This window comes from Tenacibaculum litopenaei (genome assembly GCF_964514025.1).
Classification (GTDB): Bacteria; Bacteroidota; Bacteroidia; order Flavobacteriales; family Flavobacteriaceae; genus Polaribacter; species Polaribacter litopenaei.
In genome coordinates, this window is the sequence record NZ_CAZEQT010000007.1 from 108,241 (window position 1) to 131,261 (window position 23,021).

Below are 23,021 nucleotides of genomic sequence, written 5' to 3' on the forward strand. Positions count from 1 at the left end.
TTTACAATGGTAATTGGTATAAATTATTCGACGATAAAGGGACTTTCTTTACACCGACTTTTACAAATCCTAAACTTTCGTAAAAACGACACAGTTTCACATTAGTGGCTACGGCATCAAGACGCAAAAACTCGCAGTCTTTTGCTCGAGCTTTTATTGCAATTTTTTGCAATACTAAAGCCCCCAGTCCACGACCGTTATAGGCTTCTTTGATTACCAAAGAATGTACGTAAAATGCTTGGTCATCTCGCAATCCCCAATAGTATTCATCTTTTTCCATGATTCTAACCATACCGATGGTTTTCTCATGGAGATCTCGGATAAAATAGTACTCTCCTCGAGACAAGCCTTCTTTGACCCAGGCAATTTTTTCAATAGGAGGATGAATCCAATACTGCCAATGGTCCACATTTTTAGCTTGAATTTTCAATGCTGTTTCTTTAAACAGTGCAAGTACCTCATCCAGAGCTTCCTCGTCTGCAGGATGAAATTCAAATTCTATAGGTTCTAAGTTACTCATCAGGTAAACTTAAAAAAAATCTCTCATATTCAAAGCCTTCAAGCCTGTACTTACTTTTCTCCTAATTAAAATTACACACAACTTGGTCATTTCTGTGAAATCCTTACTTTTACGCCCGATTTTTGGTTTTTTACGCTGGTAAAAATTAAAAGGGAATTTGGTGAAAATCCAAAACTGTTCCCGCAACTGTGAGGTTTATTTACAACGAGCAATCAATTAAGTCACTGCTAACATTAGTGGGAAGGCGATTGTTCGGAACCGAGTCAGGAGACCTGCCAACAATTCATAATTTTATTAGTAACTCTCGGGTAAAGGGTTAGAAAATATGCAACTACTCATCGTAGTATTTTCTGCACATTACCTGCTTAAAACTCATTTTTCAGCAGATGAAAAAATTTGTATTATGCAGTGTATTTATGCTGTTGGCTATTGTTGCCAATGCGCAATCATACACTACAATTTCAGGAACCGTAAAAGACCTGAAAACCGGAAAAACCATTTCCAATGTCACTGTAGCCTTTAAAAATGTACGCAAAGGTACCCATACCGATGCCAATGGCCATTTTCAGCTTCAAGTACCTACTAAAACTAAAACTGTTCAATTTTCAAAAATCGGCTATGAAACCGTAGTAAAGAACATTGCGTCATTGTCAAGTTCTGAGCCATTTATTCTTTTTCTACAAAAAGAAGTCATCGCTTTGGACGAGGTGCAAATCGACGCTAGGAAACAATTAATGAAGCCTGCTGTTCTGGCTGTAGGAAAACTTCCTATTAAAGATATCGATGCTCCCGTTACTACCAACAGCGTCGATCAACGATTGCTCCTTCAACGCGGAGTGGACGATTTAGGAACGGCGGTAAAAAGTGCCACTGGAGTTCGACCTATTAATCGTTACGGCGGTTTTCAAACCTTCCGAATTCGCGGATTTAACAATTTTGTTTTATTGCTAGACGGAGTGCGTGATGAGCGTCATAATATATCGACAAGTGCTCCAAGTACTAACCTTGCCAACGTTGCTCGTATCGAAGTTTTAAAGGGCCCTGCAAGTGTACTATACGGACACTCAGCGCTAGGAGGAATTATCAACATCGTTCGAAAAAAACCAACCCTTCACGATACTGGTAACTTTACTATTAGCTATGGTAGCTATAAAAGTTATACCATGAGTGCTGGTTTTGGAGGTTCCATTTCTCCTGAACTCCGATACCGAACAGACTTTGGCTTGACCAGAAGCCAAGGGTGGCGAGACTACGGCGTGGCTACCAACAACGGATCTTTTGCTTTGACCTATACTCCGAGCTCTAAAGATCGTTTGGATTTTTACTTACAAGTCAATGACGACCAATACGACACTGATACGGGAATTCCGATGGACGACGACGGTTCACTAGTACCTGGCTTGGATCCAAAAACACGTTATAACGATCCGCAGGATTATCTCAAACACAAACGCTACGACGCTCAATTAAAATACACGCATGAGTTTTCTGAAACATCAAAACTTACCAACCTTTTGTCCTATGCAAGTGACGATATTGATTACCTCTCTACAGAATTCTTAGTATTAAACGCTACTAAAGACGCTATTAAAAGAGATTTTCCTTTCTATTTTAATCATCAAACAAAAACATTACAAAATCAGCTCGATTATAGTTTTCAAGCCACAACGGGTAGTATAAAACACCAACTATTACTCGGAAATTCTTTGAGTTTTTTGGATAGAAAAACCTTTAGAGGTAAGGTGATTGGCCCTGGTACGTTTACGACCATTTCTGTTCAAAACCCCGTATTAAACCAAGGACATATCGAAGCTGTTGACGACAAAGTAGATGTTAAGGAAGAATTTGTCAGTGGTTTTTACCTACAAGATGCCATCAGTTTTTCAGAGCACTTTAAAGCCATGATAGGTTTGCGTTATGATATTTTTGATGGAACCTACTACAGAGATGAACTCAACAAGGATCGCGTTGTGCTTACTTCAGGAACGCGCACCACGATCCCATCAACTGCCTTTACCTATCGCGCGGGAGTTGTTTACCAACCCATTCCTGATGCGCTGAGCTTTTTTGCTTCGTATTCTAATTATTTTAAACCTTCTCGAAGAGTAGCTCCCAATGGTGTTGTTTTTGATCCGGAAAAGGGATACCAAATAGAAGGTGGTGTTAAGTATCAGAAAAACCAACGTTTTTCCGCAACCATATCAACCTACTACCTACTTAAAAATAACATTGTTGAACGAACGAGTGTCAATGATTACCAACAAATTGGAGAAGCCGATTCTAAAGGAGTTGAATTAGATATTGAAACACAGCCTGTTCCTGGATTCTACCTAAAAGCAGGATATGCTTTTGTCGATGCAAAGGTACGGTCATACAACCCTCAATTACAACGTGTAGCTCCCGGTAACTCACTGCGTTTTGCTCCGAAACACAGTGCTAATTTCTGGGCCAACTACGAGTTCCAATCGCGAGCTTTGCACGGTATCGGACTCGGATTTGGAGGAAACTACGTGAGTAGTAATTTCACCAACTCGAGCAATACTTTTACGCTTCCGGCCTATACTACCCTAGACGGAACTATCTACTATCAAGCCAAACGCGTGCGCATAGGAGTAAACATTAACAACCTTGCCAATACACTGTATTACACAGATGCTATTTACGATCGTCAGTTCTTTGTAGGACAAGGTCGTAATTTCAGAATATCATTAGCTTATAAATTATAAACCGAAGTGCCCTCCCTTGTCGAGGGCACTCTTTTTATTTCATGAAGAAAATAATTACCCTTCATCGTTGGTTAGGAACGTTTTTTAGTTTCCTCTTTCTCATTTGGTTTCTTTCCGGAATTGTCATGATGTATAAGAGCTTTCCTTTTTTGAGTACTTCACAAAAGAGAGCCTTACAACAAAGCGCTACAACTGCAACATTGAAAGCCCCTTCGGAAGTTTTTCCCGATTACCGTAATGACACCTTACACCAACTCCGAATTAACTATCAACTACAGCGTCCTGTTTATCACCTAACCTCCAGTAACGGCACCCTTATTTCTAGATATGGAGATACCGGGCAACAGCTAACTACCAACAGTGAACGAGCATTCTTACTGGCAAAAGAAGCATTAAAAACAACCGCAAAAGGATCGGTCACCCATTTGACTGCCCTGGATCAGTGGATTCCGAGAACTCGCTACCTCAAGCACCTCCCTATTTACAAAGTAACCTTCGACAGCCCCGACACCCCGTATGTCTACATTTCTTCTGTTACTGGAGAAATACTGTCACATACGACTGCCAGTGATCGAATGTGGGCCTGGCTAGGTGCCATTCCTCATTGGATTTACTTCAAAGACATACGCATTCATAACGAGCTTTGGTTCCAACTTATCGTCTGGCTATCTGGATTGGGATTTGTGATGGTACTTACAGGGATTGTTACGGGTTGGGTCCGTTTTCAGAAAAAACCAAAAAAACCATTCCAAAGATTTAAAAACAAGTGGTATAACCTTCACTATTATTTCGGTTTATTTTTTGGAATATTTATAACAACTTGGATTTTCAGCGGTTGGATGAGCATGACGCCCTTGAGCTGGACCCCGAGTACAGGCCTTTCTAAAGCTGAATTTCGCACATGGCAGGCCAGTGCAAAAACTCTTGCCTCTATATCACCATCGACCTGGAACAACCTTTCAGTACTGTGTAAACAAACGCCATTTAAAGAAATCCAGCTACAACTATTCCAACAAAAATATTACGCAAGTATTGGCGATGCGAATGGACAACGTCTGGTAGCTTTGGACAATAAAACCATCCCAAAATTAACGCAGTATGTAAATACCGTTAAAAAATTTCCAAGTCACCATCACATCCAAAGTGCAACCTTACTAGATCACTACGACGATTACTATTACAGCAGGCACAACAGTAAATCACTACCGATTATTCGGGTCCAAACAACCTCTAAAATTTATTACTACATCGATCCTAAAACAACGCAAGTTGTGTACAAATGTGCACCTAAAAACCGTGTACAACGATGGATTTACCATGGTTTACACAGTTTGGATTTCTCTTTTTTGGCCTGGAATCGCCCTTTATGGGACATTATTATGATCTTTTTATTGATAGGAGGCACCGTAGTATGCGCTACCGGTAGCTACCTAGGAATCAAATTTTTAAAACGAAAAAACAAGCAACAAAAGCATCGGAAAAACAAGAAAAAACGAAAAAAAAGCAGAAATATTTCCAAAAAACAAGGTCAATTCAAAAAATTTTATTAATTTCATGATTGTCTTAGGAGACGTCCTTAGACTTTCTTTTTCATAGCAATTTTCCCGTTCATCTAGAACGGGTTTTTTTATGCTTGCTGTTCACCTCATTTACTACCCAACTATTTTAGTTAAATAACCTCATCACCTTACATTTTAGTCAAAAAGACTATGTTTGTAACTACCAACCAGACTATTAATAACTTTTATGAAGAAACTTCTTATTCTATTTCTAGGACCTGCACTCTGCCTACTACTTACCTTAAGTCCCTATGAACTCCTATCAGCAGAAGCAGATGCCGTTTTAGGTATTGCTATTTGGATGATATTATGGTGGATAACCGAAGTAGTTGCCATTCCAGTGACCGCACTTATCCCGCTGACCTTTTTTCCTTTACTTGGAATCATGGACATGCAACAAGTAACTAGTCATTACGGTCATCCCATCGTTTTCTTATTTTTTGGTGGATTCGTCATGGCCTTAACGCTGGAAAAAGTAAAACTTCACAAAAGAATAGCCCTACATATTATTCGATACACAGGAAACAGTCCGGATAGGATAATTCTAGGTTTTATGATCGCTACCGCATTTTTGAGTATGTGGATCAGTAATACGGCTACTACTGTAGTCATGCTCCCCATTGCCTACTCAGTAATTCAGTTACTTATAGACGACGCAGACGGATTTACTAAAAATGACCAGAACTTTTCACTGAGCATCATGCTCGGAATTGCCTATGCTGCTAACGTTGGAGGGATCGCTACTTTAATAGGTACTCCTCCAAATATCGTTTTTGCTGGTTTTATGGAAAGTGAATATAATTACAGTGTTTCTTTTATTGACTGGATGCTTGTAGGAATTCCTTTTGCCGTAATTATGCTGGGAATGATTTACCTAACGCTCACCAAAATCATGTACCCTAACAGACTGGGAAACTTTGAACAATCAGCAGCCTTGCTTCAACGAGAAATTCAACAATTAGGTCCCATGAAGAAAGCTGAAAAATACGTTCTCGTAATATTCATCACAGCGGTCATTGCATGGATATCGAAAAACACAATCAATCAACTATTCCCTGCCCTCCATCTTTCTGACACCAGTATTAGCATGGTTGCTGCCATGAGTTGTTTTGTGGTTCTCTATAAAAAAAATCCCCTACTCGCTTGGGATGACACGACTCGTTTACCTTGGGGGATCGTAATACTCTTTGGCGGTGGATTGGCTTTAGCAAAGGGACTTTCCAATGCAGGACTCATCGATGTTATAGGTAACCTTGTTAGTCAATGGTCTTCTACTAGTTCCTTACTCATTGCTGCATTACTGATTTCGCTTGTCTTGTTTATGACAGAACTTATGAGTAATGTCGCACTTATTGCCATTTTTGCTCCCACCGTTGTCGGAATTACCCTCGGCTTAGAGATGAATACACTACAGGTACTTATTCCGGTGACGATGGCTTCGAGTTGTGCTTTTATGCTTCCGATGTCTACACCACCTAATGCCATCGTTTTTGCCAGTGGTCACATAAAAATTCCACAAATGATGCGTGCCGGAATCGTATTAAATTGTATTGCAATACTCCTGTTAGTGCTGTTCTACAGCTATATAATTCCTTTGGTATTCGAACTACTGCCCTTGACAGAGGTATAACGGCAACTACGAATCAAAAAACGCTGCTATGCTAGCGGGATATCCTTTGTATTCACCGGTTACCAGTGAGTAGCCGTGTTTGCGTATCGTACCAAGCGCCCTTCATTGAGTTCTTGAAGGAAATCGCAGCTCGTCAATCGCAACATCACCGTATTTTCTTCCAAAGTAAAAGTATCGTGAATATCTCCAGGCAAGTACACACTGCATTCCCCTGCTTTCAATACATAGGCATCCTTCTGAACGACTTGCATCGAACCATCGGGGTAAAATACTCGATTGTACAGTCCCATTTTTGACTGTCCTTCCACCGTACCATAAATTACCCATCCGCTACCATGATCGTGAGGAGGACTTTGATCTCCTCGTTTTTCAACGTGCCCCATTAACACAAAACCGTGTTTGTCACTTCGGTAAATTTCCTTGGACGGTAGTTTTTGTTCCTTCAATTCCTCCATCCATGTCTCCTGCTTACTCGTCTTCATTAATTCTTCCAATAATACTTTACTTTGGAGTGTTAGTTCGGAAGTTAATGGTCCCCAAATATTTGATAATTCTTCTATAAAATGATCTAATGCTTTACGTTTCATAATCTTTGTTAAATATATTCTACTCTTTTTACTCTTCGTTATTGAACAATGTTATTTCCTTTTATGCTGAGCCTTCGTTTTCAATTCAGCGCGTTGATTGCAACCAAAACCACTAAAGCTCGTCCTATTTCTTGCGCCCCACAAATCGCAAAACCGAACATTCAAAAGGTTCTTTACTACCTTCGTGTAATACCTCGTGAGTTACGGTCAAATCCAAAATTTCATAATTGGAAAAATCCTTAAGTATTGTTTCTTTCGCGTATAGCAAGCTCTCTTTTTGAGGACCTTGCTTATTGTATTTCGGATGCTCAGTACTAAAATTTTCAAGAACGAGAATCCCTCCTTTCTTTAAGTGACTATCTAATTTTTCATGAATCATGACACGTTCATCTCCCTCAAAATGAACAAACAAAAAGCCCACCATATCAAAAGACTCCTTTGGGTAAGTTGCATGAATTGCATCTTGAACCTCGTAGTCGATGGTGACACCGTGTTTTTTTGCCAATCGCAATGCTTTTTGTTTAGCCTCAACGCTGTAATCATAAGCAGTAACATTCCATCCTAAACTTGCTGCATACACAGCATTTCTTCCCTCACCTTCTGCTGGCAACAGTAATCTCCCTGGTTGGAATTTGTTCAATTGCGCTGCAAAATACCCATCGGGCTCAGTACCGAACATATAAGCTTCCTTTGCATAATTTTCATTCCAATACTCTTTCATAAACGCTGTCCCTGATACGCGTTTTGAAGTTTTCTTATATGCCTTAATTAGGTATTGCTTTGGGAGCAACTCTGTTCTAATATCAAAATCGACAAAACCTGCCGTCGTTAATTCATCCACCACATTTTCAGGTGTCAATCGCATTTCACGAGGAGGCCCCTCATTGAGAAAACTGTCTTTTTTATAATCCACAATTACTAACTGCCCTCCTTCTTTCAAGCCCCTCGCTACTTTTTTAAAATAAGCCTGACGGTTGTCAATGTGGTGATAGGTATCTACTAATAGTACTACATCCACTTCTCCTTCCTTCAATTCTGGACTATCGACAGGCACTTTTCGAATTTCCAGCGCTTTTGAATTTCTTGCTCGTTCTCGAGATCTTGTCGTAAGCAACTCTATAAAATAATCATCCGTATCTGCTGCGATAACCTCAGCTCCGGCATCCAGCAATTTATATGAGAAGTAACCGGTTCCAGCTCCGATGTCCATAACCTTTTTATTTTCTAACGAACCTATGGCTAACAGTACTTCTTTTGGTTTTTGCCAAGCATCTCTGTTCGGAGCATCGAGATGTTTTTGCAAGTCACGTCCGCTGTGATGCCCTGCACTGTTTTTTTGGTCAGTACTGGTGGGCTTTGCTCCGCATCCAAATCCTAAAAAAACGGTTAACAACACACAAATTTTAGTTCCAGTTAAACGCAAACTATTCTTCTTTAAGCTCATAATTCTCTTTAATTTTCTATCCGATACAAAGATCTTGATATGTCGTAGCCTGTTTTATTTAATAAAGGTGCTTTATGCGGTACTATTTTCACGAAATACAAGACTCAATGTATACAACAACACCGTGCTAAATAGCAATCCACCTCCAAGTATTGTACTTAGACTAGGAACTTCATCAAAGATGTACCACGCCAATACAGGAGCTAATACATTTTGTAACATCAGTGTCAAGGTCACCTCTGATGCCTTTATATAACGAGTTGCCATCATACCTGCCACTCTTCCTAATGGAGCTGTCAGCAACCCCATCACCGCCATTACTCCCCAAGTCTTCCATGAATAAGTCGCTGGCTGTGCGCTCATAAACATCGAAACTGCTAAAAGGAATCCGCCCAGTCCTACCAAGGCTATCCGATTCATTTCAGGATATTTTCTAAGAACCGTAAATATCATCGCTACACAAAAAACTGAAACCAATGCTAACAAATCTCCCTTCCAATGAATGCTCCCCAAAGAGCCCTGTACAACAATACCTACTCCGATAGTTACTCCTATAATAGCCAACCAAGTAGTTGTTTTGGTTTTTTCTTTTAAGAGCAGCCATCCTAATAAGGCTGCGACCGCCGGCGTAGCTGCTTGGATCATGAACGCATTGGCTACTGTTGTCTTTTTTACACTCAGTACAAAAGCAGTAGCACTACCTAACATCAGCAAACTGGTTAAAACTAGGGGCCATCCATCACGACGTATGACGCTAATGATCGATCGTTTTTCCTGTTGCTGAACGAGTATCGCCATGGATACAGAAGTATACAAACCAAACAAAAACACGGTATCATAACCAGATACTCCTGAGGACCTAATAAACAGCGGATCTAAACTCATAAACACCGCTCCTATCACTGCCCATAAAACGCCTTTACTGACCGATTTCTTTTTTCCTAAAAAACTTGATAAACTATCCATTCTGATTGCGTTTTTGTTCTAAATATTCATTAATTATATAGGTTAAGCTACCCACAATGAGTAGGGCTATACCGATGAGTACCTGCATTCCTTGTTCATAACATAGGTAGCCCAACACCCATAAACTCATTCCTAAAAACAGCAATTGTGGCACAGGGTACATCGGACTTTGATAAACAGTTCTTTCCTGGGATCGTCGTAATAGAAACACACTAAATACAGTTAATGACATAAATAGTTGCAGTACGAAAGCACTATAGGTCAATATGGCTTCAAAAGAACCTGTGACTACCATCAAAACTGCCATTGCTATTTGTAAAACCACAGCACGTAGCGGTACTCCTTTCTTGTTATTTTTTTCAAATACGGACCATACGGCAAAATCTTTTGCCATGGCTCGCGTCACTCTTGGCCCCACCCATACCATGGCACTGATACTGGAGATGAGCATCAATGCAATTCCTGCACTCATCAATCTTCCGCCGTTTGAACCAAAAACTCGATAAGCCACTAATTCGCCTACTTCTAAAGTTCCTCGTAAGGCCGAAATCGGGGCTTGTTTTAAGAATACTACTTGTAACAGCACATATAAACTACTGACAACCAATACTCCCCCAATCAATGCCCTAGGTAGGTTTTTACGTACCTCCTTTATTTCATCGACAATATAAGCTGCTGCATTCCAACCAGAATAAGCATAGCTTACGTATACAAAAGAAACTGCAAAAGACGGAAGCACTATCTCCGCTGTCCAATGAGCGCTCCAATCCAAGGCATTTATGCTAGTATCTTCCCAAAGTCCAATGATGATAAAGACTGTGATAAGGACTAGCTTAAACGCTGTGGTTACTAACTGAAATCGGCTACTTTTTTTAAGATCGAACAGGTGGACGAGTCCTATCATTCCAATTAGCAAGCAGGCTATAACTCGTGAATTAACAGTGGTAAACTGTTGTAAATAAACGCCTGCTGCCATGGCTGCCAAGGCTATAGGAGCAGCAAATCCCACCGTTAAAGAAACCCATCCGGAAAGATACCCTATGTACCTATTGTACATTTTAGACAAAAAATGACACTCTCCGCCCGATTGCTGCATACTAGTTCCGAGCTCAGCGTAGGAAAAAGCACCACACAGGGCCATTACCCCTCCGAGTCCCCACAAAATCAAAATACTCCACGTATTCTGTAGGTATTCTAATTGAAACCCTAAACTCGTAAATACTCCAGTACCAATCATATTGGCTATCACCACGGCCATAGCCGTATTTTTAGATATTTTTGTCTGCATCTAACCACTCATAAATTCGTCCCAAAACTAATAATCGGTACTAAGCCTACTTGTGGACAATAGATTGATTTTACTGGACAAAAGGACACCTCTTTTCTCTACAGTTCACCTTTCCTCCCTAATGAGCACAAAAAAAGTCCTGCATCACTGCAGAACTCTTTCAGAATAATCAAAACTCTGGGTACAGTTTTGCTATTACCCAATACTACGCCCCCTTAAATTATTACGTTGTTTTAACCCTAACGAACTATTGAAATTGATTTAGCTTTTCTAATAATTGTCTCGATGGGACTTTCATTATTTTTCCAACTGTGGTATCTACCAACTCAAATCCCATTGGTAGTTGGCGCTGTAGATCCTTACGAGTTTTTAATTTCCATTCATCTTCATCAGGTCCATACGTTTCCTGTATATTCCAATAGGTAGAAATTAGCCAATAAGCAAATTCCTGTACTACTACCCGTTGGTATATATTTTTCTCGCCCATCATAGCTTCATAGCTCCCCACATCGTAAAAACCTTTAGCTATAGCCTCTTCCATTACTTTGTGTATGCTAGCATTTTTATCGGTAAAAGACCATTCCTCAGGAAATGCGTAATGCAAGCCGATATCCGATACGAAATGCAATAAATGCTCAACCACCTCCATAGTTTGCAAAGGCACCTGATACATGATAACATCACAAACGCTGCAGGTAGGTTCGTACAATTCTTGTAACTCTTCCATAACCTTTTCAGGCATCTCATCGTGATGACCTTTAATAACTGGTATAGTTGCCTTGTACTGTGCCAAATAGGTCAACACCTCATGTTGTTTCTTCAAATTGAACCCTTCTTCTTGTGGAAACATCTCTTGCATGGTCTTTCTTACCTCCGTTAAAAACTCATCAGAAACCGCTTCCATGGCAATAAAACTCATTCCATAAACAGTCATTTTCTTAGCAAAAGCCCCTTCAAGTTTTTCTATTTCAATTCGACCGTTATTCGGTTTTACTTCCACGGTATTCTGAGGACTAACAAAAACACATCCTCCTAATTTGTTCGGTACTACCTCGGTCATTGTTTTAGTTGTTTTCGACGATACGTTCTCAGAAGTTACCTTACATCCGAGGACTGCGAGCATTACGCATAATCCTGCAACTATTGTACTATTTTTCATTTTTATATGATATTTTGGCTACAACCACCTTTTTATTGTTAAACACTAAGAACTCTATATTTTTTAATCGATCTACCCCGTCTCTATCCGCATGGGTGTCGGTTACGACCACCCATTCACCTTCTTTACGGAGGGTGTATTCATCATCATTTCCTTCAAACACTGCTGAATCTGTACCTTCCCTACCATCAATGCTATCATTTCCTTTTCCTCCCTTTAGCCAATTTTCATTGGTATTCCCATTCAAGGTATTGTCAAGCTCGTTTCCGTAAATACCGGCAACTTCATTTCCTGTTAAACTTAAATGTTGTAAATACTGTGCTTTAGCAGTATAGGCTTGAGAGGAATCTCTGTTCATATTAAAAATTCCCGTAAAACCAGGATCGACATCCATATTGACGTTGATAAACGGTGAAAAAAACTGTTGTACCACATGGTAACCCGCGGAATCTTTTAAGGCAATCTCCTTTCTCGTTTTGGCAATATACAAGCCCCACATACCTTTATCACTCATTTCCCAAGGCTCCCACAATCCGTAATAACTATCGATAACTGCTGCCAGGTACTCTTGTGACAAGCTGTTTTCTGCTTTTAACTCCCGCCTCCAATCAGCCACGGAAGGATGGTACAACATAGGCCAAATATCTCGTTGCTCTGCTAATTCTTGCGCCTTCCGAATTTCTTGTTGATACGCAGGCAATACTCCATGACGACTCGGAACTCCTTCTTGGTCAACACCAATTCCCTTATCGTGTACCAAATGTAAAATTTCTTCAAAAGTGGCATCTCTGTGTTTGTAATCATTTGAAAGGTACCAGGCATCTCCCTCTACTACAATTTCATTTTTATACAAGGGTTGTGCATCAATCATCGGTGGGTTTCCATCATCACTCCCGTTCAACAACATTAGTATCGCATGATTATTGGCCATGGCATTGGCAACTGCTATTTTATTAGCTCCGTATTTACTCCCCGAAACGGGTGCTAGATAAAAACGTAAAACGTTTCTACAACGAAGTATTTGAGCAATTGAAATATCGTTTTGAGCCAATATATGTATAGCCTTTCCATTTGGAGCTGTGACTTTTGTATATTTTACAAAACCCGCCTTAACATACCGTGTCGCCATCGAGGTTGGCAACGGAATAATTCCATTCTTCGCCACGGAAACATCAATAGTATCGGGGATTTTTGGAGTACATCCCCCCAAGAGCGCAACTATATAAATTAAATAAAAGAATCGCATACAGTAAAATTTAATGCCCAAAAATGAGCAATCGCATGCAGAACAAAAAAAAGAACCAGTCCGACAAACGGTTACTCGGACAAATACGATACAATCGAGACAACTCAACACCTCAATAACCCTCTCATAATCAAAAAAGTAAAATCCACCTCTAAAAATCAATTATAATCCTATATTTGCTCGGCTATAAAATTTAACAGTATTCAACACATGAAAAAGTACCTCATTTTCATCCTTCTTCTAACGCTTCAGTTCGGTTATGCACAGAAGGTAAGTTTATCAAAAAAAAGAGCTGCAATTTATTATGTACAGCTTCCGACAGATCCCATTTCAAATCTAGACGACCGTAATTTTTCAATTACAACCGATCATTGGTTGGTAAAAAAAAGAATTAATATTATTGGATTTACTAAACTAGAAAACGGAGGATCAATACAGATCAAAATCTCCAATGGTGAATTGTTAGCATCACCGGCTGTCGTTTCAAAAAGTGTAGAAGAGAAAAAGGACAAAAATGGAAAAGTGCTTACCACTAGTACTTTTTACCAAGCTACCAAAACTATTGCCCTCAAAGGGAAGTGGAGTTATCAAAAAGCTGGAGGCCCAGTGCGCACCTTTCCTATTTCCATAAAAAAGAAATACGAAAGTAAAAAGTCGAGTAGTCATGACTATGCCAAAGAATATTTTAAAAACAATAGTGAACAACTCACCACCAAGCTCAGAGAGGAATTTCACAAAAAATTGATTTTTAAAATTAACGACTATATAAATCCCTTACACGGCTATCCTACTGAGTTGAAAGAAGTTCCTTTTTACATATTGGACCACAAGAAAAACCCAGATACTAAAGACTACAAGCGCCAGTTAAAACGCATTCGTGAAGCCTTTAGTCGAATGAAATCACACACGCGAATTACCAATACTCAAACGCAATACCTCGACGATTTCGAACGCTACTTTACGCTTATTGCCTCGCGTTATCCTGAAGACAAACGCAAGCATCGAAAAATGCGCTTTTCTTGTTACTACAATTTAGCAACATTGTACTATTACTTTGACCAACCGGACAAAGCTATCGAATACGCTCAAAAAGTTATTGACAACGATCACAAAAAATCACAAGGAAAAAAGATTATCAAAAAAGCAACTGCCCTCAAAGAGCTATTTGCCCTCAACAAAACGAACACCACTCATTTCCCTGTTAAGAGTATCGATCGCGTTAACTACCCTGAAAACACTGGAAAAAAGGCGACACCCTCTCCCGTAAGTTCTTCGCCATCAGAAAGCTCAACAAAAAAAGTTGCTAGTAATCCAAAAGATACCAAGAACCCAGATTGGTATACGCTGAGTAATGACATCGATAAAGACAATAAGGTTATCGAACAGCTGATTCGCGATGTTGAAGATGTATATAAAGGTATTGACAAAACTGGATTGAAATTACCTATTGCTTACATTCGAAAAGACGGACGTATTACAGGTAAAACCTATTACTCTTTGGATCATGATAAGCTTCAAGAACTCAAAATCAACCTCAAAGACCAACAAATTAGCAGTGTCGATTTTAATAGAGGCCTTATGGAGTTGCGCTTTGAAAACAACCTACTTACAAACGTTACACACAACAATGGGAAATACGAACTAAAGCGCTCAAAAGACAAACGCATTAGTAACATCATTCACCATACCTTTTATGGAAAAGTAGAAAAAATTGACTTTGAACGCAAAGGAACACAGCTTTCAAAGATTACGAAACGCATCAAAAAGTTTGGAAAAACAGAGATTGAACACCTAGAAAACACCGCCACGCGTCATCGTTCTATTTATGCAGAATACGATAAGGAAGGTAAACTTAAGATCAAAATTGAATTTGACTGCAAACTCGTTACTCCAAAAACTATTCAGTTCGATCAAACCTATACCTATCACACTCTTGAAAAAGCAATTACTAAACGAACCTTGGAGTATACTGACTTTGACAAAATCTTTAAAAAATACTTACATAAAGTAGACATTCACAGCAATCGTTTTGAAGATATCAACACCTTTCAGTACGAGGGTACAGAGCTTACGAGAACGGTTTTTACAGCACTAAAAAACAAAAACCTAAACCACAAAAATATCAAAATCTACAGCGATATAGCGCCAAAAACAAAAGATGCCCCAGAATACGAATGGAAAAAAGGGTATTATCTATTTAACGAAAACGACGAACTCTACCAGGTTACGCGAGATGGTAAGACCAAGAAAAAGGTAAACGGTGTATGGACTAAATGGAAAAAATAATCCGTTGTAACAAGCTCGACAAACTCGCATTTGTCGAGCTTGCTTTTTTATGACAACTGTCCTTCCTATGCCCGCTAATTAGTACTTACCACATAGGCTAATCCGCAAGGCTTTTCACTATATTTGTTACAAACCCTTATTATGTCACAAAAATTTGAAGCCGTCTTTTTTGACTTAGACGGAACGCTACTCAATACTATCGGCACTTATCGTCATATTATGAACGAGCTGCTAACAGAACGCGGTTTTCCTAACCACGAGTTGGATAGTTACTGTCGATTTATAGGAAATGGCGCTCAAAACTTTATTCGATTATCGTTACCTGAACCTGAACGTAGCCCGCAACAAATCAACGAAATACTCAGTGATTTCCACCGCATTTATAAACAGACCTACTCCGAACATTCTCAACTATACACAGGCGTGACTCCCCTCTTAAAAAACCTTCAAAAAGGAGGTATTAAAATGGCGGTCTTATCGAATAAGGCCCATGATCTCACCCAAAAATGTGTAGCTCATTACCTTGCAGACATCCATTTTGAAACAGTTATTGGACAATCGGAAAAACACAAAAAGCCTGATCCCAGTGGGGTATTTGCCCTCGTTAAACAATTTGAACTCCCCATTGAAAAAATCGTTTTTGTTGGGGATACTGAAGTGGACTTAATCACAGCTGCTAACGCCGGAATGAGTAGTGTGGCAGTTACCTGGGGATATCGTTCTAAAAGTATTTTAGAAAATCACAATCCCAACTTTATCGTACAGCACCCGAATGAGCTGTATGCACTTTTTAATACTCCTGTAGTTCAACAAGCATAGCACATGAATTAAAAAATGAAGGCCGTTAATTTCCGGCCTTCATTTTCTAGTTGTTACTGTTGGCTCACTTTTATTTCAGCCACTGTTCGGCCGCCAACAGCGACATTATGATCTGGGAACTCTTTGATGGAAACCATAAAGAACTCTTTAGGTATCCCTGTGACTTCAACGGATACTTCCGTCAATTTTTGAATGAGTTCACGTTTAACATCGGCGTTCAAACTTCCAGTTTCAAAAGATATATAAGGCATAATACGAATGATTAAAAGGTTACATGATTAGCGTTTCTATCACATAAGAAATTCACGTGACGTTACTTCATGCTACAGTTCCTTCGTTGCTCCTTTAAAAAATACTCCTAAAAACAAAACTAACAAAAATACGGCAAGTCACCAGGTTTGCCTTGCTTATAAATCTCTCCAAATCATTTCTATTAATCTCTTCAAAATAGTACCTTAGTGAGCAAATCTAACCCCCTATAACCCATGATTAATTACAAACAAAAAGCAAAAAATTACCATACCGCAGTCAGTGAATACGACGTACCTACCATAGAAGAGATGGTAACCGAAAGTTATATTCAACACAACCCAAAGGTACCTACAGGACGAGCCGCTTTTGTTTCATTAATACCCAAATTAGCATCTTTCGGTAGTAAAATAAAAAATATCCGTATGCTCAACGACGGACAACACGTAATTATGCACCACCAGTGGGATAATGCTACGCCTTTTGGATTTGATACTACCGCTGCCTTTCACATAATTCGCTTTAACGAACAGGGCTTTATAGCAGAACATTGGAACGTTATGACGGCACTAGGTGCCCCTAATACGTCAGGAAGAAACCTTATTGATGGTGAAACCACCATTGATGATTTGGACAAAACACTCCAAAATAAAACGAAAATAAGGGAGTTAGGCCACTTGCTATGTACTCAAAAGAATACCGTGATTGGCGCTGAACTCCCTCGTTTTTTCCACGCTGAACTGCAGCAACATTCACCGAATTTCGGTGATGGTCTTACTGCCTTACAAACTGTAATTGGCAGTGAGGAAATTTTTCCTTCTTATCATAAACAACACGCAATTTTTGGCGAAGGTAACTTTGTGCTCTCTGTTAGTGAAGGTACTTATAAGCAAAGTCCTACTGCCATTTACGATTTGTTTAGACTTAGAAACGAACGCATTGAAGAGCATTGGTCTATCTATCAGGAAATTCCTTCAGAAGGACTAGCCAACGACAACACTATGTTCAACTTTTGAGAATTTAGAAACTAAGGCATCTATCAATAGTTGTGCTTGACCTAGATGCCCCACAGCCTCGATATACGAATCAGGACGCACAAGTAGTACCTGATTTGTATAATGGCTCGCTTCCGTCCAAAAATCATCGCGACTTTGTGTGCTCTTCACTTTTAGTACTGTCACATAGGGAGGCAAAATAAGCTCGGGTACATCTTCACCAAAATACAACAAAGTAAACTTGCTGTAGTCTAGTAAGCTATACAAACGATGCTGTTCAGTTCCTTTAATCAATAAGCAATCAAATAGGCGTGTTCCTACAACTCCGGTACTTCCGTAACGAATTCCCATTCCCGTAATATTTCCTGCACGTTGTTCTACAATTTTTACATAATCTTTTGCATGGGTCCCCGTTTTTGAAAACTTGGTTGAACGAACGAGTTCTCCTGAACTCTTGATGACACTCAGTGCCACAGGCTTTCGCTCCTGTTCATAGGACTTTAATAAAGATGAATTTGCTCCGTGATTCTCGATCATATGTAATTTCCAGATGAGATTAAAAGCATCTGAAAGTCCTGTATTTAATCCTTGTCCTCCATTTACAGAATGGATATGAGCCGCATCACCTGCCAGCAGTACCCTATTTCCAATTTGAAACTGCTCGGCTACAGACTCTTTGACTGAAAATTGTGAAAACCAAACCAACTCCTTAATCGTAATCGTATGAGGAGCCATAGCGATGTTAATGCGCTCCATTGCTTCTTCCAAACTAAAATCCTTTCGGTCCATACGAATATAAAATCGATCGATTGCTCCTTCTCTTGGAATCCAAGCTACATCGGAAGTTTCGGCTTGAAAGACGATGATTTCCGGTACGCGTTCAAAATCAGTCTCGAATACTGCATCAATCACTGCCCAAACAATTTGAGGACGTGTAATTTCAAAAGGAATCTCAAAATGATTACGAACAAAGGAACGTGAACCATCTGCTCCAATAATGTATTTAGATCTTATGACGTCACCATTTTTCAACACACTGCGACACCCTTCGCTACCAACCTCGATGGTTTCAATTTCCGTGGTTCTCAATACTCCCGCTCCAGCGGCGGTTAACTTTTTATCTATCAGCTGCTCCACATAGGCTTGTCCTAACATCAAAAAATGTTTATGAAAACAACCTTCTAAAGCATCCCACCAAGTGGATTGTCGTGAAACAAACCTACCATTTTCCCAAACGGAACTCGTATTACAGGGCAATCCTAAAGGATACAACTCTTCAAATAAATCAGCGAGTTCTAATAACTGCAAAGTTCTTCCATTCAGTGCGTCTGCACGTCCTACCTCTAAGGGACCTTCTGACTTATCAATAATTACGGTTTGCAAACCGCAACGCTCAGCAAGATAGGCTGCTAATAAACCTACTGGTCCTGCTCCTATGATAAATATATCTGTTTCTTTAGTCATTATTTCGTATATATTAAATGAGGATTATCTAATGGTTTTTTACCCAACAACTGCACCCTTCTAATGTGACGGGGAGCACCTTTGGTAAACGATTCTCTTCCGTGTAACAAGGTGTGATTATCCGAGAAAACGACATCTCCTGTTTCCCAACGATGGGTATACAAATTATCATCGGCATACAAAATGGCATTCAGGCCCTCTACGAACTGGGTCGTATCTTCTTTGGGAACTCCGCTAAGCTCAAAACCAGGATGGTTAATAAAAGAGGCATCATTACTAGTTGGTGGTTCACAATAGCGGATTACGTCATACTCTTTATCGGGGTGTTTGGTAATTAATGGAGCTTGAGTTTTACTGTCGTAATACTCCATTTTTCGAGTATAGGTACAGCTAATATCCGATAGAGAACTCACGTAATTCTCGGGCAACTTTTCCAATACTTGTTTGGTATTTACAAAGGTAGTTCCTCCTCTATGCTCTTTTCCTGGTGCACTAACGCAATGAAAGACCTGAGTGGCAGGTACCTGTGATCGATACATCCCATCCCAATGCAATGGGATATACGAATTATCGAAAATATGATCTTTAGGCGTTTCGTGGACTACCAATTCCAATACTTTTCCAAAAGGCCAAACACTTATAGCACTAAACTCCTCACAGTAGCTTACAAAATCGTCCGAATCACGAAAGCTCTTAAATCCTCTCAAGACAACTAAATGTTCGGTATCGATCAAACGTTCTACGTATTCTTTGTTCACTGAAGTAATCACGGTATTGACCTCAACGGGCTCTACCAATAAGCCAAAAGGCTTCAATTTTGTCAATTTTACATTCATCTTGATTGGATTTCTGATGGTTCTACTAATACGTAATGACTGGGGCGTCCTTGTGCGTCTGCTACTAAATTCACCGCGAGCTCCTGAACTTCTTTGTGCTTCATTAGGACATAGTGTTTTCCGGTATTCAAGGCTACTCCATGCCAAGGAGTCATCCAGGTTTCTACGCCTAATAACTGAATTCCTATCTTTCTAGAACCGCAAATTTGTGGATGGATGGACAAGCGCAACGCCTCGGGAAATTTCTCTGCTATGAGATCCGTCCAAGCATTGCTTCGAATAATAGCCTGATAAGCATTGCGCTTACATTCTTTTTGAATGGTTGTTCTACTTTTAACTTGACCAGGATACATAGCATCTTCTACTAAAAAGCGAGTAAGTCCGAGGTACATTCTATTCGCTTCTTTGGCATCGGCATCGGCCGACTCCTTGCTCCCTCTTTTTACCTTTTCTTTTAAAGCCTCTAAATTTTGTCCGTAATTGGCCATCAAATCTGCTCGGGCAGTTTCAAAACTAACATCGAGGTACACATCATCTAAATTAAATGTGGAGAGCGCTGTTAGCTCCAGCACTGAGATTAACCTATCAATTTCTGCCTGATACGCAGAAATATGTGCTTCACTAATACCGACAACGTCACTAAAAACTCTACCATCGGAACAAATCACCACCTTGGCTCCAGGTTCGTAAATAGCTTGAATTTGTTTGCATAAATTATTCAAAAAGATAAGGGCCTGTTTTTCTGCCATGTCGGGCATTACACCTAGAACTTTAGACGGGTTGGGGGATTTTCCGGGAAAGGCTGGCAACACAAACTCTATGGGTTTTTGGGCATTAATGGCACGAATTACTTTCGCCAAATGCGGGCTATGACAGTGCGTACAGGAAGCTAGGCACTTCTCTTCACCTTCCATCATCCGGCGAAAATGCATTACCGTAGTAATGATACTTCTGGCGAGCAGTACTGTCTGTTCAGAATTACTAGCAATAGCTAGTTCTTGGTTCAATGTATTCATTGATATCAATTTTAGGGATTAGATACACTACAATGGGAACTGGGGTAGTAACCGATTTACGGTTTACTAGCTCAGTAATTAAAAAGTGTGCTATACAGCACAAAGGATAGCCGTCCTTTTCCGTACTTTGCGGATAAGGATATTGAAGAACGAAGTGTAGGCACTTCTCAAAAAAGACTCTGAAGAATGGTTGAACGCGAATGCATCACTATATCATTAAAATCGCTGCAACTAGTTGCTCACGACATTTCATTTTTCTTCGCTGTTCATTTTTCACATAAATTTCGGGGGCAAAAAACGGAGTATTTAAGAAAATCAATACTCACGAGAACTCAACATATTTTACAAGAGTCGATTCAAAACTATCGAATAATAGAGGCAGGCTACTTATGAAAAAACGACAAAAACGTATTAATTTGCGACCAAGGACTGGCAACGACTACGGTGGTACTACAATACTTTGACGGCATTCCTGTTCACTAGTTTTAGCTCTTAGAGGATTATTCTTTCTTTATCCTACTGATTTACAAAAGTGTACTACCGTAACTAAAATACCTTTCGTATAGGCAGATCCTATATCTCCAACTAGGGGAATGCCTAAACAAGATGAATAATCGATTTTGAAATTTTAGTTTTGTGATACAGGGTGAATATATAAAACCCACTATTACAAATTCATGGGCACCAGTACCAAGTAATTGTTATTTTTCATCTCAATAGAATAGTTTCAACAAAAAAATCGGGAATGAATATTCTTTTGACAACTTATGCCCTTAAAAAAAGGCAAACTCGAGAAAAGACAAGAATGTATATTATTATGACAGCCTATGTCCCTGAATAAAAGGCCAACCCAAGAAAAGACAAGAATATAATCTTTTGACAGCCTATGTCCTTGAATAAAGGCTAACCTAATAAAAGTCAGACATGTATATTCTTTTGACAAACAACATCTATACTTGAAAAAACTATTACAAAATGACTGACATCGATAACAATCTATTATGCTCCATCATATTAAAAAAGTAGTTTCGACAAAAAAAGTCATGGGTGTATATTCTTTTGATAGCCTATGCCCTTGAATAAAAGGCCAACTCAAGAAAAGAAAGAAATGTATATTCCTTTGATAAACTATATCTATACTTAAAACTACTATTACAAAATGACTGACATTGATAACAGCTCATTATGCTCCATCATCTTAAAAAGTAGTTTGAACAAAAAATCGGGAATGAATATTCTTTTGACATGTCATACCCTTGATTAAACGATTAACACGAAAAAAGATGTAAATGTAAGTTCTTTTAATAAACTCTATCAAAACTTAAAACTATTATTACAAAATGACTGACATTGATAACAGCTCATTATGATCCATCATCTTAAAAAAAATAGTTTCAACAAAAAATCGGGAATGTATATTCTTTTGACATGTCATACCCTTGATTGAACGATTGACACGAAAAAAGACAAGAATGTATATTTTTTTGACAGCCTATGCCCTTGAATAAAGGCTTACCTGAGAAAAGAAAGAAATGTATATTCTTATGATAAACTATATCTATACTTGAAACTACTATTACAAAATGACTGACATCGATAACAATCCATTATGCTCCTTCATCATAAAAAAGTAGTTTCAACAAAAGATCGGGAATGAATATTTTTTTGACAACTTATGCCCTTGAATAAAAGGCAAACTCAAGAAAAGACATGAATGGATATTCTTATGATATGTCTTTCCCTTTATTAAACGATTAACACATAAAGAGACATGTATGGATATTATTTTGACAACTTATGCCCTTGAAAAAAGACCAACTCAAGAAAAGAAAGAAATGTATATTCTTATGATAAACAACATCTATACTTGAAACTACTATAACAAAATGACTGACATCAATAAAAGCTCATTATGCTCCATCATCTTAAAAAAGTAGTTTCAACAAAAAATCGGGAATGTATATTCTTTTGACAACTTGTGCCCTTAAAAAAAGGCAAACTCAAGAAAAGAAAGGAATGAATATTCTTTTGATAACTATATCTATTCTTGAAAACTACTATTACAAATTCATGGGCACCAGTACCAAGTAATTGTTATTTTTTCATCTTAATAGAGTAGTTTCAACAAAAAATCGGGTATGAATATTCTTTTGACATGTCATACCCTTTATTGAACGATTAACACGAAAAAAGACAAGAATATAATCTTTTGACAGCCTATGTCCTTGAAT

17 protein-coding genes and 1 riboswitch are annotated in these 23,021 nt (G+C 39.0%); of the genes, 6 read left to right on the forward strand and 11 right to left on the reverse strand.

Annotated features, from left to right (window positions below):
- Position 1: 1 nt before the first annotated feature.
- Entirely contained in the window at positions 2–520 is a 519-nt protein-coding gene (locus ACKTS5_RS15100) for a GNAT family N-acetyltransferase (RefSeq protein ID WP_408044728.1), read from the reverse strand.
- Positions 521–626: 106 nt separating this feature from the next.
- A riboswitch (cobalamin riboswitch) is annotated at positions 627–814 on the forward strand.
- Positions 815–906: 92 nt separating this feature from the next.
- On the opposite strand from ACKTS5_RS15100, the gene ACKTS5_RS15105 reads away from it, so the two are divergent.
- The 3 genes from ACKTS5_RS15105 to ACKTS5_RS15115 all read left to right on the forward strand — a co-directional run bounded on the left by ACKTS5_RS15105 (position 907) and on the right by ACKTS5_RS15115 (position 6,435).
- Positions 907–3,246, forward strand: a complete 2,340-nt coding sequence (locus ACKTS5_RS15105; protein ID WP_408044729.1) for a TonB-dependent siderophore receptor — start codon at positions 907–909, stop codon at positions 3,244–3,246.
- A 41-nt stretch (positions 3,247–3,287) separates the two neighbouring features.
- Positions 3,288–4,796: a PepSY domain-containing protein gene (locus ACKTS5_RS15110; protein ID WP_408044730.1), complete on the forward strand. Its 1,509-nt coding sequence runs from the start codon at positions 3,288–3,290 to the stop codon at positions 4,794–4,796.
- A gap of 196 nt (positions 4,797–4,992) precedes the next feature.
- Positions 4,993–6,435, forward strand: a complete 1,443-nt coding sequence (locus ACKTS5_RS15115; RefSeq protein WP_408044731.1) for an SLC13 family permease — start codon at positions 4,993–4,995, stop codon at positions 6,433–6,435.
- 59 nt (positions 6,436–6,494) lie between these two features.
- Here the strand turns inward: ACKTS5_RS15115 and ACKTS5_RS15120 are convergent, their stop codons facing one another.
- The 6 genes from ACKTS5_RS15120 to ACKTS5_RS15145 all read right to left on the reverse strand — a co-directional run bounded on the left by ACKTS5_RS15120 (position 6,495) and on the right by ACKTS5_RS15145 (position 13,125).
- Positions 6,495–7,022, reverse strand: a complete 528-nt coding sequence (locus ACKTS5_RS15120; RefSeq protein ID WP_408044732.1) for a hypothetical protein — start codon at positions 7,020–7,022, stop codon at positions 6,495–6,497.
- Between the two features lie 124 nt (positions 7,023–7,146).
- The gene (locus ACKTS5_RS15125; RefSeq protein WP_408044733.1) at positions 7,147–8,466 is read right to left on the reverse strand and encodes a methyltransferase domain-containing protein; all 1,320 of its coding nucleotides are present in this window, start codon (positions 8,464–8,466) and stop codon (positions 7,147–7,149) included.
- Positions 8,467–8,538: 72 nt separating this feature from the next.
- A complete protein-coding gene (locus ACKTS5_RS15130) occupies positions 8,539–9,432 on the reverse strand; it encodes a DMT family transporter (protein ID WP_408044734.1) in 894 nt (297 codons plus the stop codon).
- On the reverse strand, positions 9,425–10,720 hold the full coding sequence (locus ACKTS5_RS15135; RefSeq protein WP_408044735.1) for an APC family permease: 1,296 nt from the start codon (positions 10,718–10,720) through the stop codon (positions 9,425–9,427). Before ACKTS5_RS15135 ends, ACKTS5_RS15130 begins: the two co-directional genes overlap by 8 nt.
- A gap of 247 nt (positions 10,721–10,967) precedes the next feature.
- Positions 10,968–11,879, reverse strand: coding sequence for a hypothetical protein (locus ACKTS5_RS15140; RefSeq protein ID WP_408044736.1), 912 nt, complete (start codon positions 11,877–11,879; stop codon positions 10,968–10,970).
- Positions 11,869–13,125 carry a calcium-binding protein gene (locus tag ACKTS5_RS15145; protein ID WP_408044737.1) on the reverse strand — a complete coding sequence of 419 codons (1,257 nt, stop codon included), beginning with the start codon at positions 13,123–13,125 and terminating at the stop codon, positions 11,869–11,871. Before ACKTS5_RS15145 ends, ACKTS5_RS15140 begins: the two co-directional genes overlap by 11 nt.
- 210 nt (positions 13,126–13,335) lie before the next feature.
- Between ACKTS5_RS15145 and ACKTS5_RS15150 the strand changes: the two genes are divergently transcribed.
- Complete coding sequence (locus ACKTS5_RS15150; protein WP_408044738.1) at positions 13,336–15,411, forward strand: hypothetical protein; 2,076 nt, start codon at positions 13,336–13,338, stop codon at positions 15,409–15,411.
- A gap of 141 nt (positions 15,412–15,552) precedes the next feature.
- Positions 15,553–16,230, forward strand: a complete 678-nt coding sequence (locus tag ACKTS5_RS15155) for an HAD family hydrolase (RefSeq protein WP_408044739.1) — start codon at positions 15,553–15,555, stop codon at positions 16,228–16,230.
- 53 nt (positions 16,231–16,283) lie between these two features.
- Here the strand turns inward: ACKTS5_RS15155 and dmpI are convergent, their stop codons facing one another.
- Entirely contained in the window at positions 16,284–16,481 is a 198-nt protein-coding gene (dmpI, locus tag ACKTS5_RS15160; protein ID WP_408044740.1) for a 4-oxalocrotonate tautomerase DmpI, read from the reverse strand.
- Positions 16,482–16,715: 234 nt separating this feature from the next.
- On the opposite strand from dmpI, the gene ACKTS5_RS15165 reads away from it, so the two are divergent.
- Positions 16,716–17,495, forward strand: coding sequence for a nuclear transport factor 2 family protein (locus ACKTS5_RS15165; protein ID WP_408044741.1), 780 nt, complete (start codon positions 16,716–16,718; stop codon positions 17,493–17,495).
- Here ACKTS5_RS15165 and ACKTS5_RS15170 read toward each other — a convergent pair.
- From ACKTS5_RS15170 to ACKTS5_RS15180, 3 genes are read right to left on the reverse strand one after another with little or no spacing between them, the layout of a single operon-like run.
- Positions 17,463–18,938, reverse strand: a complete 1,476-nt coding sequence (locus tag ACKTS5_RS15170; protein ID WP_408044742.1) for an FAD-binding protein — start codon at positions 18,936–18,938, stop codon at positions 17,463–17,465. The genes ACKTS5_RS15165 and ACKTS5_RS15170 overlap by 33 nt on opposite strands.
- Positions 18,938–19,774, reverse strand: coding sequence for a TauD/TfdA dioxygenase family protein (locus ACKTS5_RS15175; protein ID WP_408044743.1), 837 nt, complete (start codon positions 19,772–19,774; stop codon positions 18,938–18,940). The genes ACKTS5_RS15170 and ACKTS5_RS15175 overlap by 1 nt, the downstream gene beginning before the upstream one ends.
- Positions 19,771–20,790 carry an L-tyrosine/L-tryptophan isonitrile synthase family protein gene (locus ACKTS5_RS15180; RefSeq protein ID WP_408044744.1) on the reverse strand — a complete coding sequence of 340 codons (1,020 nt, stop codon included), beginning with the start codon at positions 20,788–20,790 and terminating at the stop codon, positions 19,771–19,773. The genes ACKTS5_RS15175 and ACKTS5_RS15180 overlap by 4 nt, the downstream gene beginning before the upstream one ends.
- Positions 20,791–23,021 lie beyond the last annotated feature (2,231 nt).

What these genes read in the sequence shown, in the direction of transcription:
- ACKTS5_RS15100 (WP_408044728.1), bottom strand. Translation starts at nt 520, where the DNA reads ATGAGTAACTTAGAACCTATAGAATTTGAATTTCATCCTGCAGACGAG.
- ACKTS5_RS15105 (WP_408044729.1), top strand. Translation starts at nt 907, where the DNA reads ATGAAAAAATTTGTATTATGCAGTGTATTTATGCTGTTGGCTATTGTT.
- ACKTS5_RS15110 (WP_408044730.1), top strand. Translation starts at nt 3,288, where the DNA reads ATGAAGAAAATAATTACCCTTCATCGTTGGTTAGGAACGTTTTTTAGT.
- ACKTS5_RS15115 (WP_408044731.1), top strand. Translation starts at nt 4,993, where the DNA reads ATGAAGAAACTTCTTATTCTATTTCTAGGACCTGCACTCTGCCTACTA.
- ACKTS5_RS15120 (WP_408044732.1), bottom strand. Translation starts at nt 7,022, where the DNA reads ATGAAACGTAAAGCATTAGATCATTTTATAGAAGAATTATCAAATATT.
- ACKTS5_RS15125 (WP_408044733.1), bottom strand. Translation starts at nt 8,466, where the DNA reads ATGAGCTTAAAGAAGAATAGTTTGCGTTTAACTGGAACTAAAATTTGT.
- ACKTS5_RS15130 (WP_408044734.1), bottom strand. Translation starts at nt 9,432, where the DNA reads ATGGATAGTTTATCAAGTTTTTTAGGAAAAAAGAAATCGGTCAGTAAA.
- ACKTS5_RS15135 (WP_408044735.1), bottom strand. Translation starts at nt 10,720, where the DNA reads ATGCAGACAAAAATATCTAAAAATACGGCTATGGCCGTGGTGATAGCC.
- ACKTS5_RS15140 (WP_408044736.1), bottom strand. Translation starts at nt 11,879, where the DNA reads ATGAAAAATAGTACAATAGTTGCAGGATTATGCGTAATGCTCGCAGTC.
- ACKTS5_RS15145 (WP_408044737.1), bottom strand. Translation starts at nt 13,125, where the DNA reads ATGCGATTCTTTTATTTAATTTATATAGTTGCGCTCTTGGGGGGATGT.
- ACKTS5_RS15150 (WP_408044738.1), top strand. Translation starts at nt 13,336, where the DNA reads ATGAAAAAGTACCTCATTTTCATCCTTCTTCTAACGCTTCAGTTCGGT.
- ACKTS5_RS15155 (WP_408044739.1), top strand. Translation starts at nt 15,553, where the DNA reads ATGTCACAAAAATTTGAAGCCGTCTTTTTTGACTTAGACGGAACGCTA.
- dmpI (WP_408044740.1), bottom strand. Translation starts at nt 16,481, where the DNA reads ATGCCTTATATATCTTTTGAAACTGGAAGTTTGAACGCCGATGTTAAA.
- ACKTS5_RS15165 (WP_408044741.1), top strand. Translation starts at nt 16,716, where the DNA reads ATGATTAATTACAAACAAAAAGCAAAAAATTACCATACCGCAGTCAGT.
- ACKTS5_RS15170 (WP_408044742.1), bottom strand. Translation starts at nt 18,938, where the DNA reads ATGACTAAAGAAACAGATATATTTATCATAGGAGCAGGACCAGTAGGT.
- ACKTS5_RS15175 (WP_408044743.1), bottom strand. Translation starts at nt 19,774, where the DNA reads ATGAATGTAAAATTGACAAAATTGAAGCCTTTTGGCTTATTGGTAGAG.
- ACKTS5_RS15180 (WP_408044744.1), bottom strand. Translation starts at nt 20,790, where the DNA reads ATGAATACATTGAACCAAGAACTAGCTATTGCTAGTAATTCTGAACAG.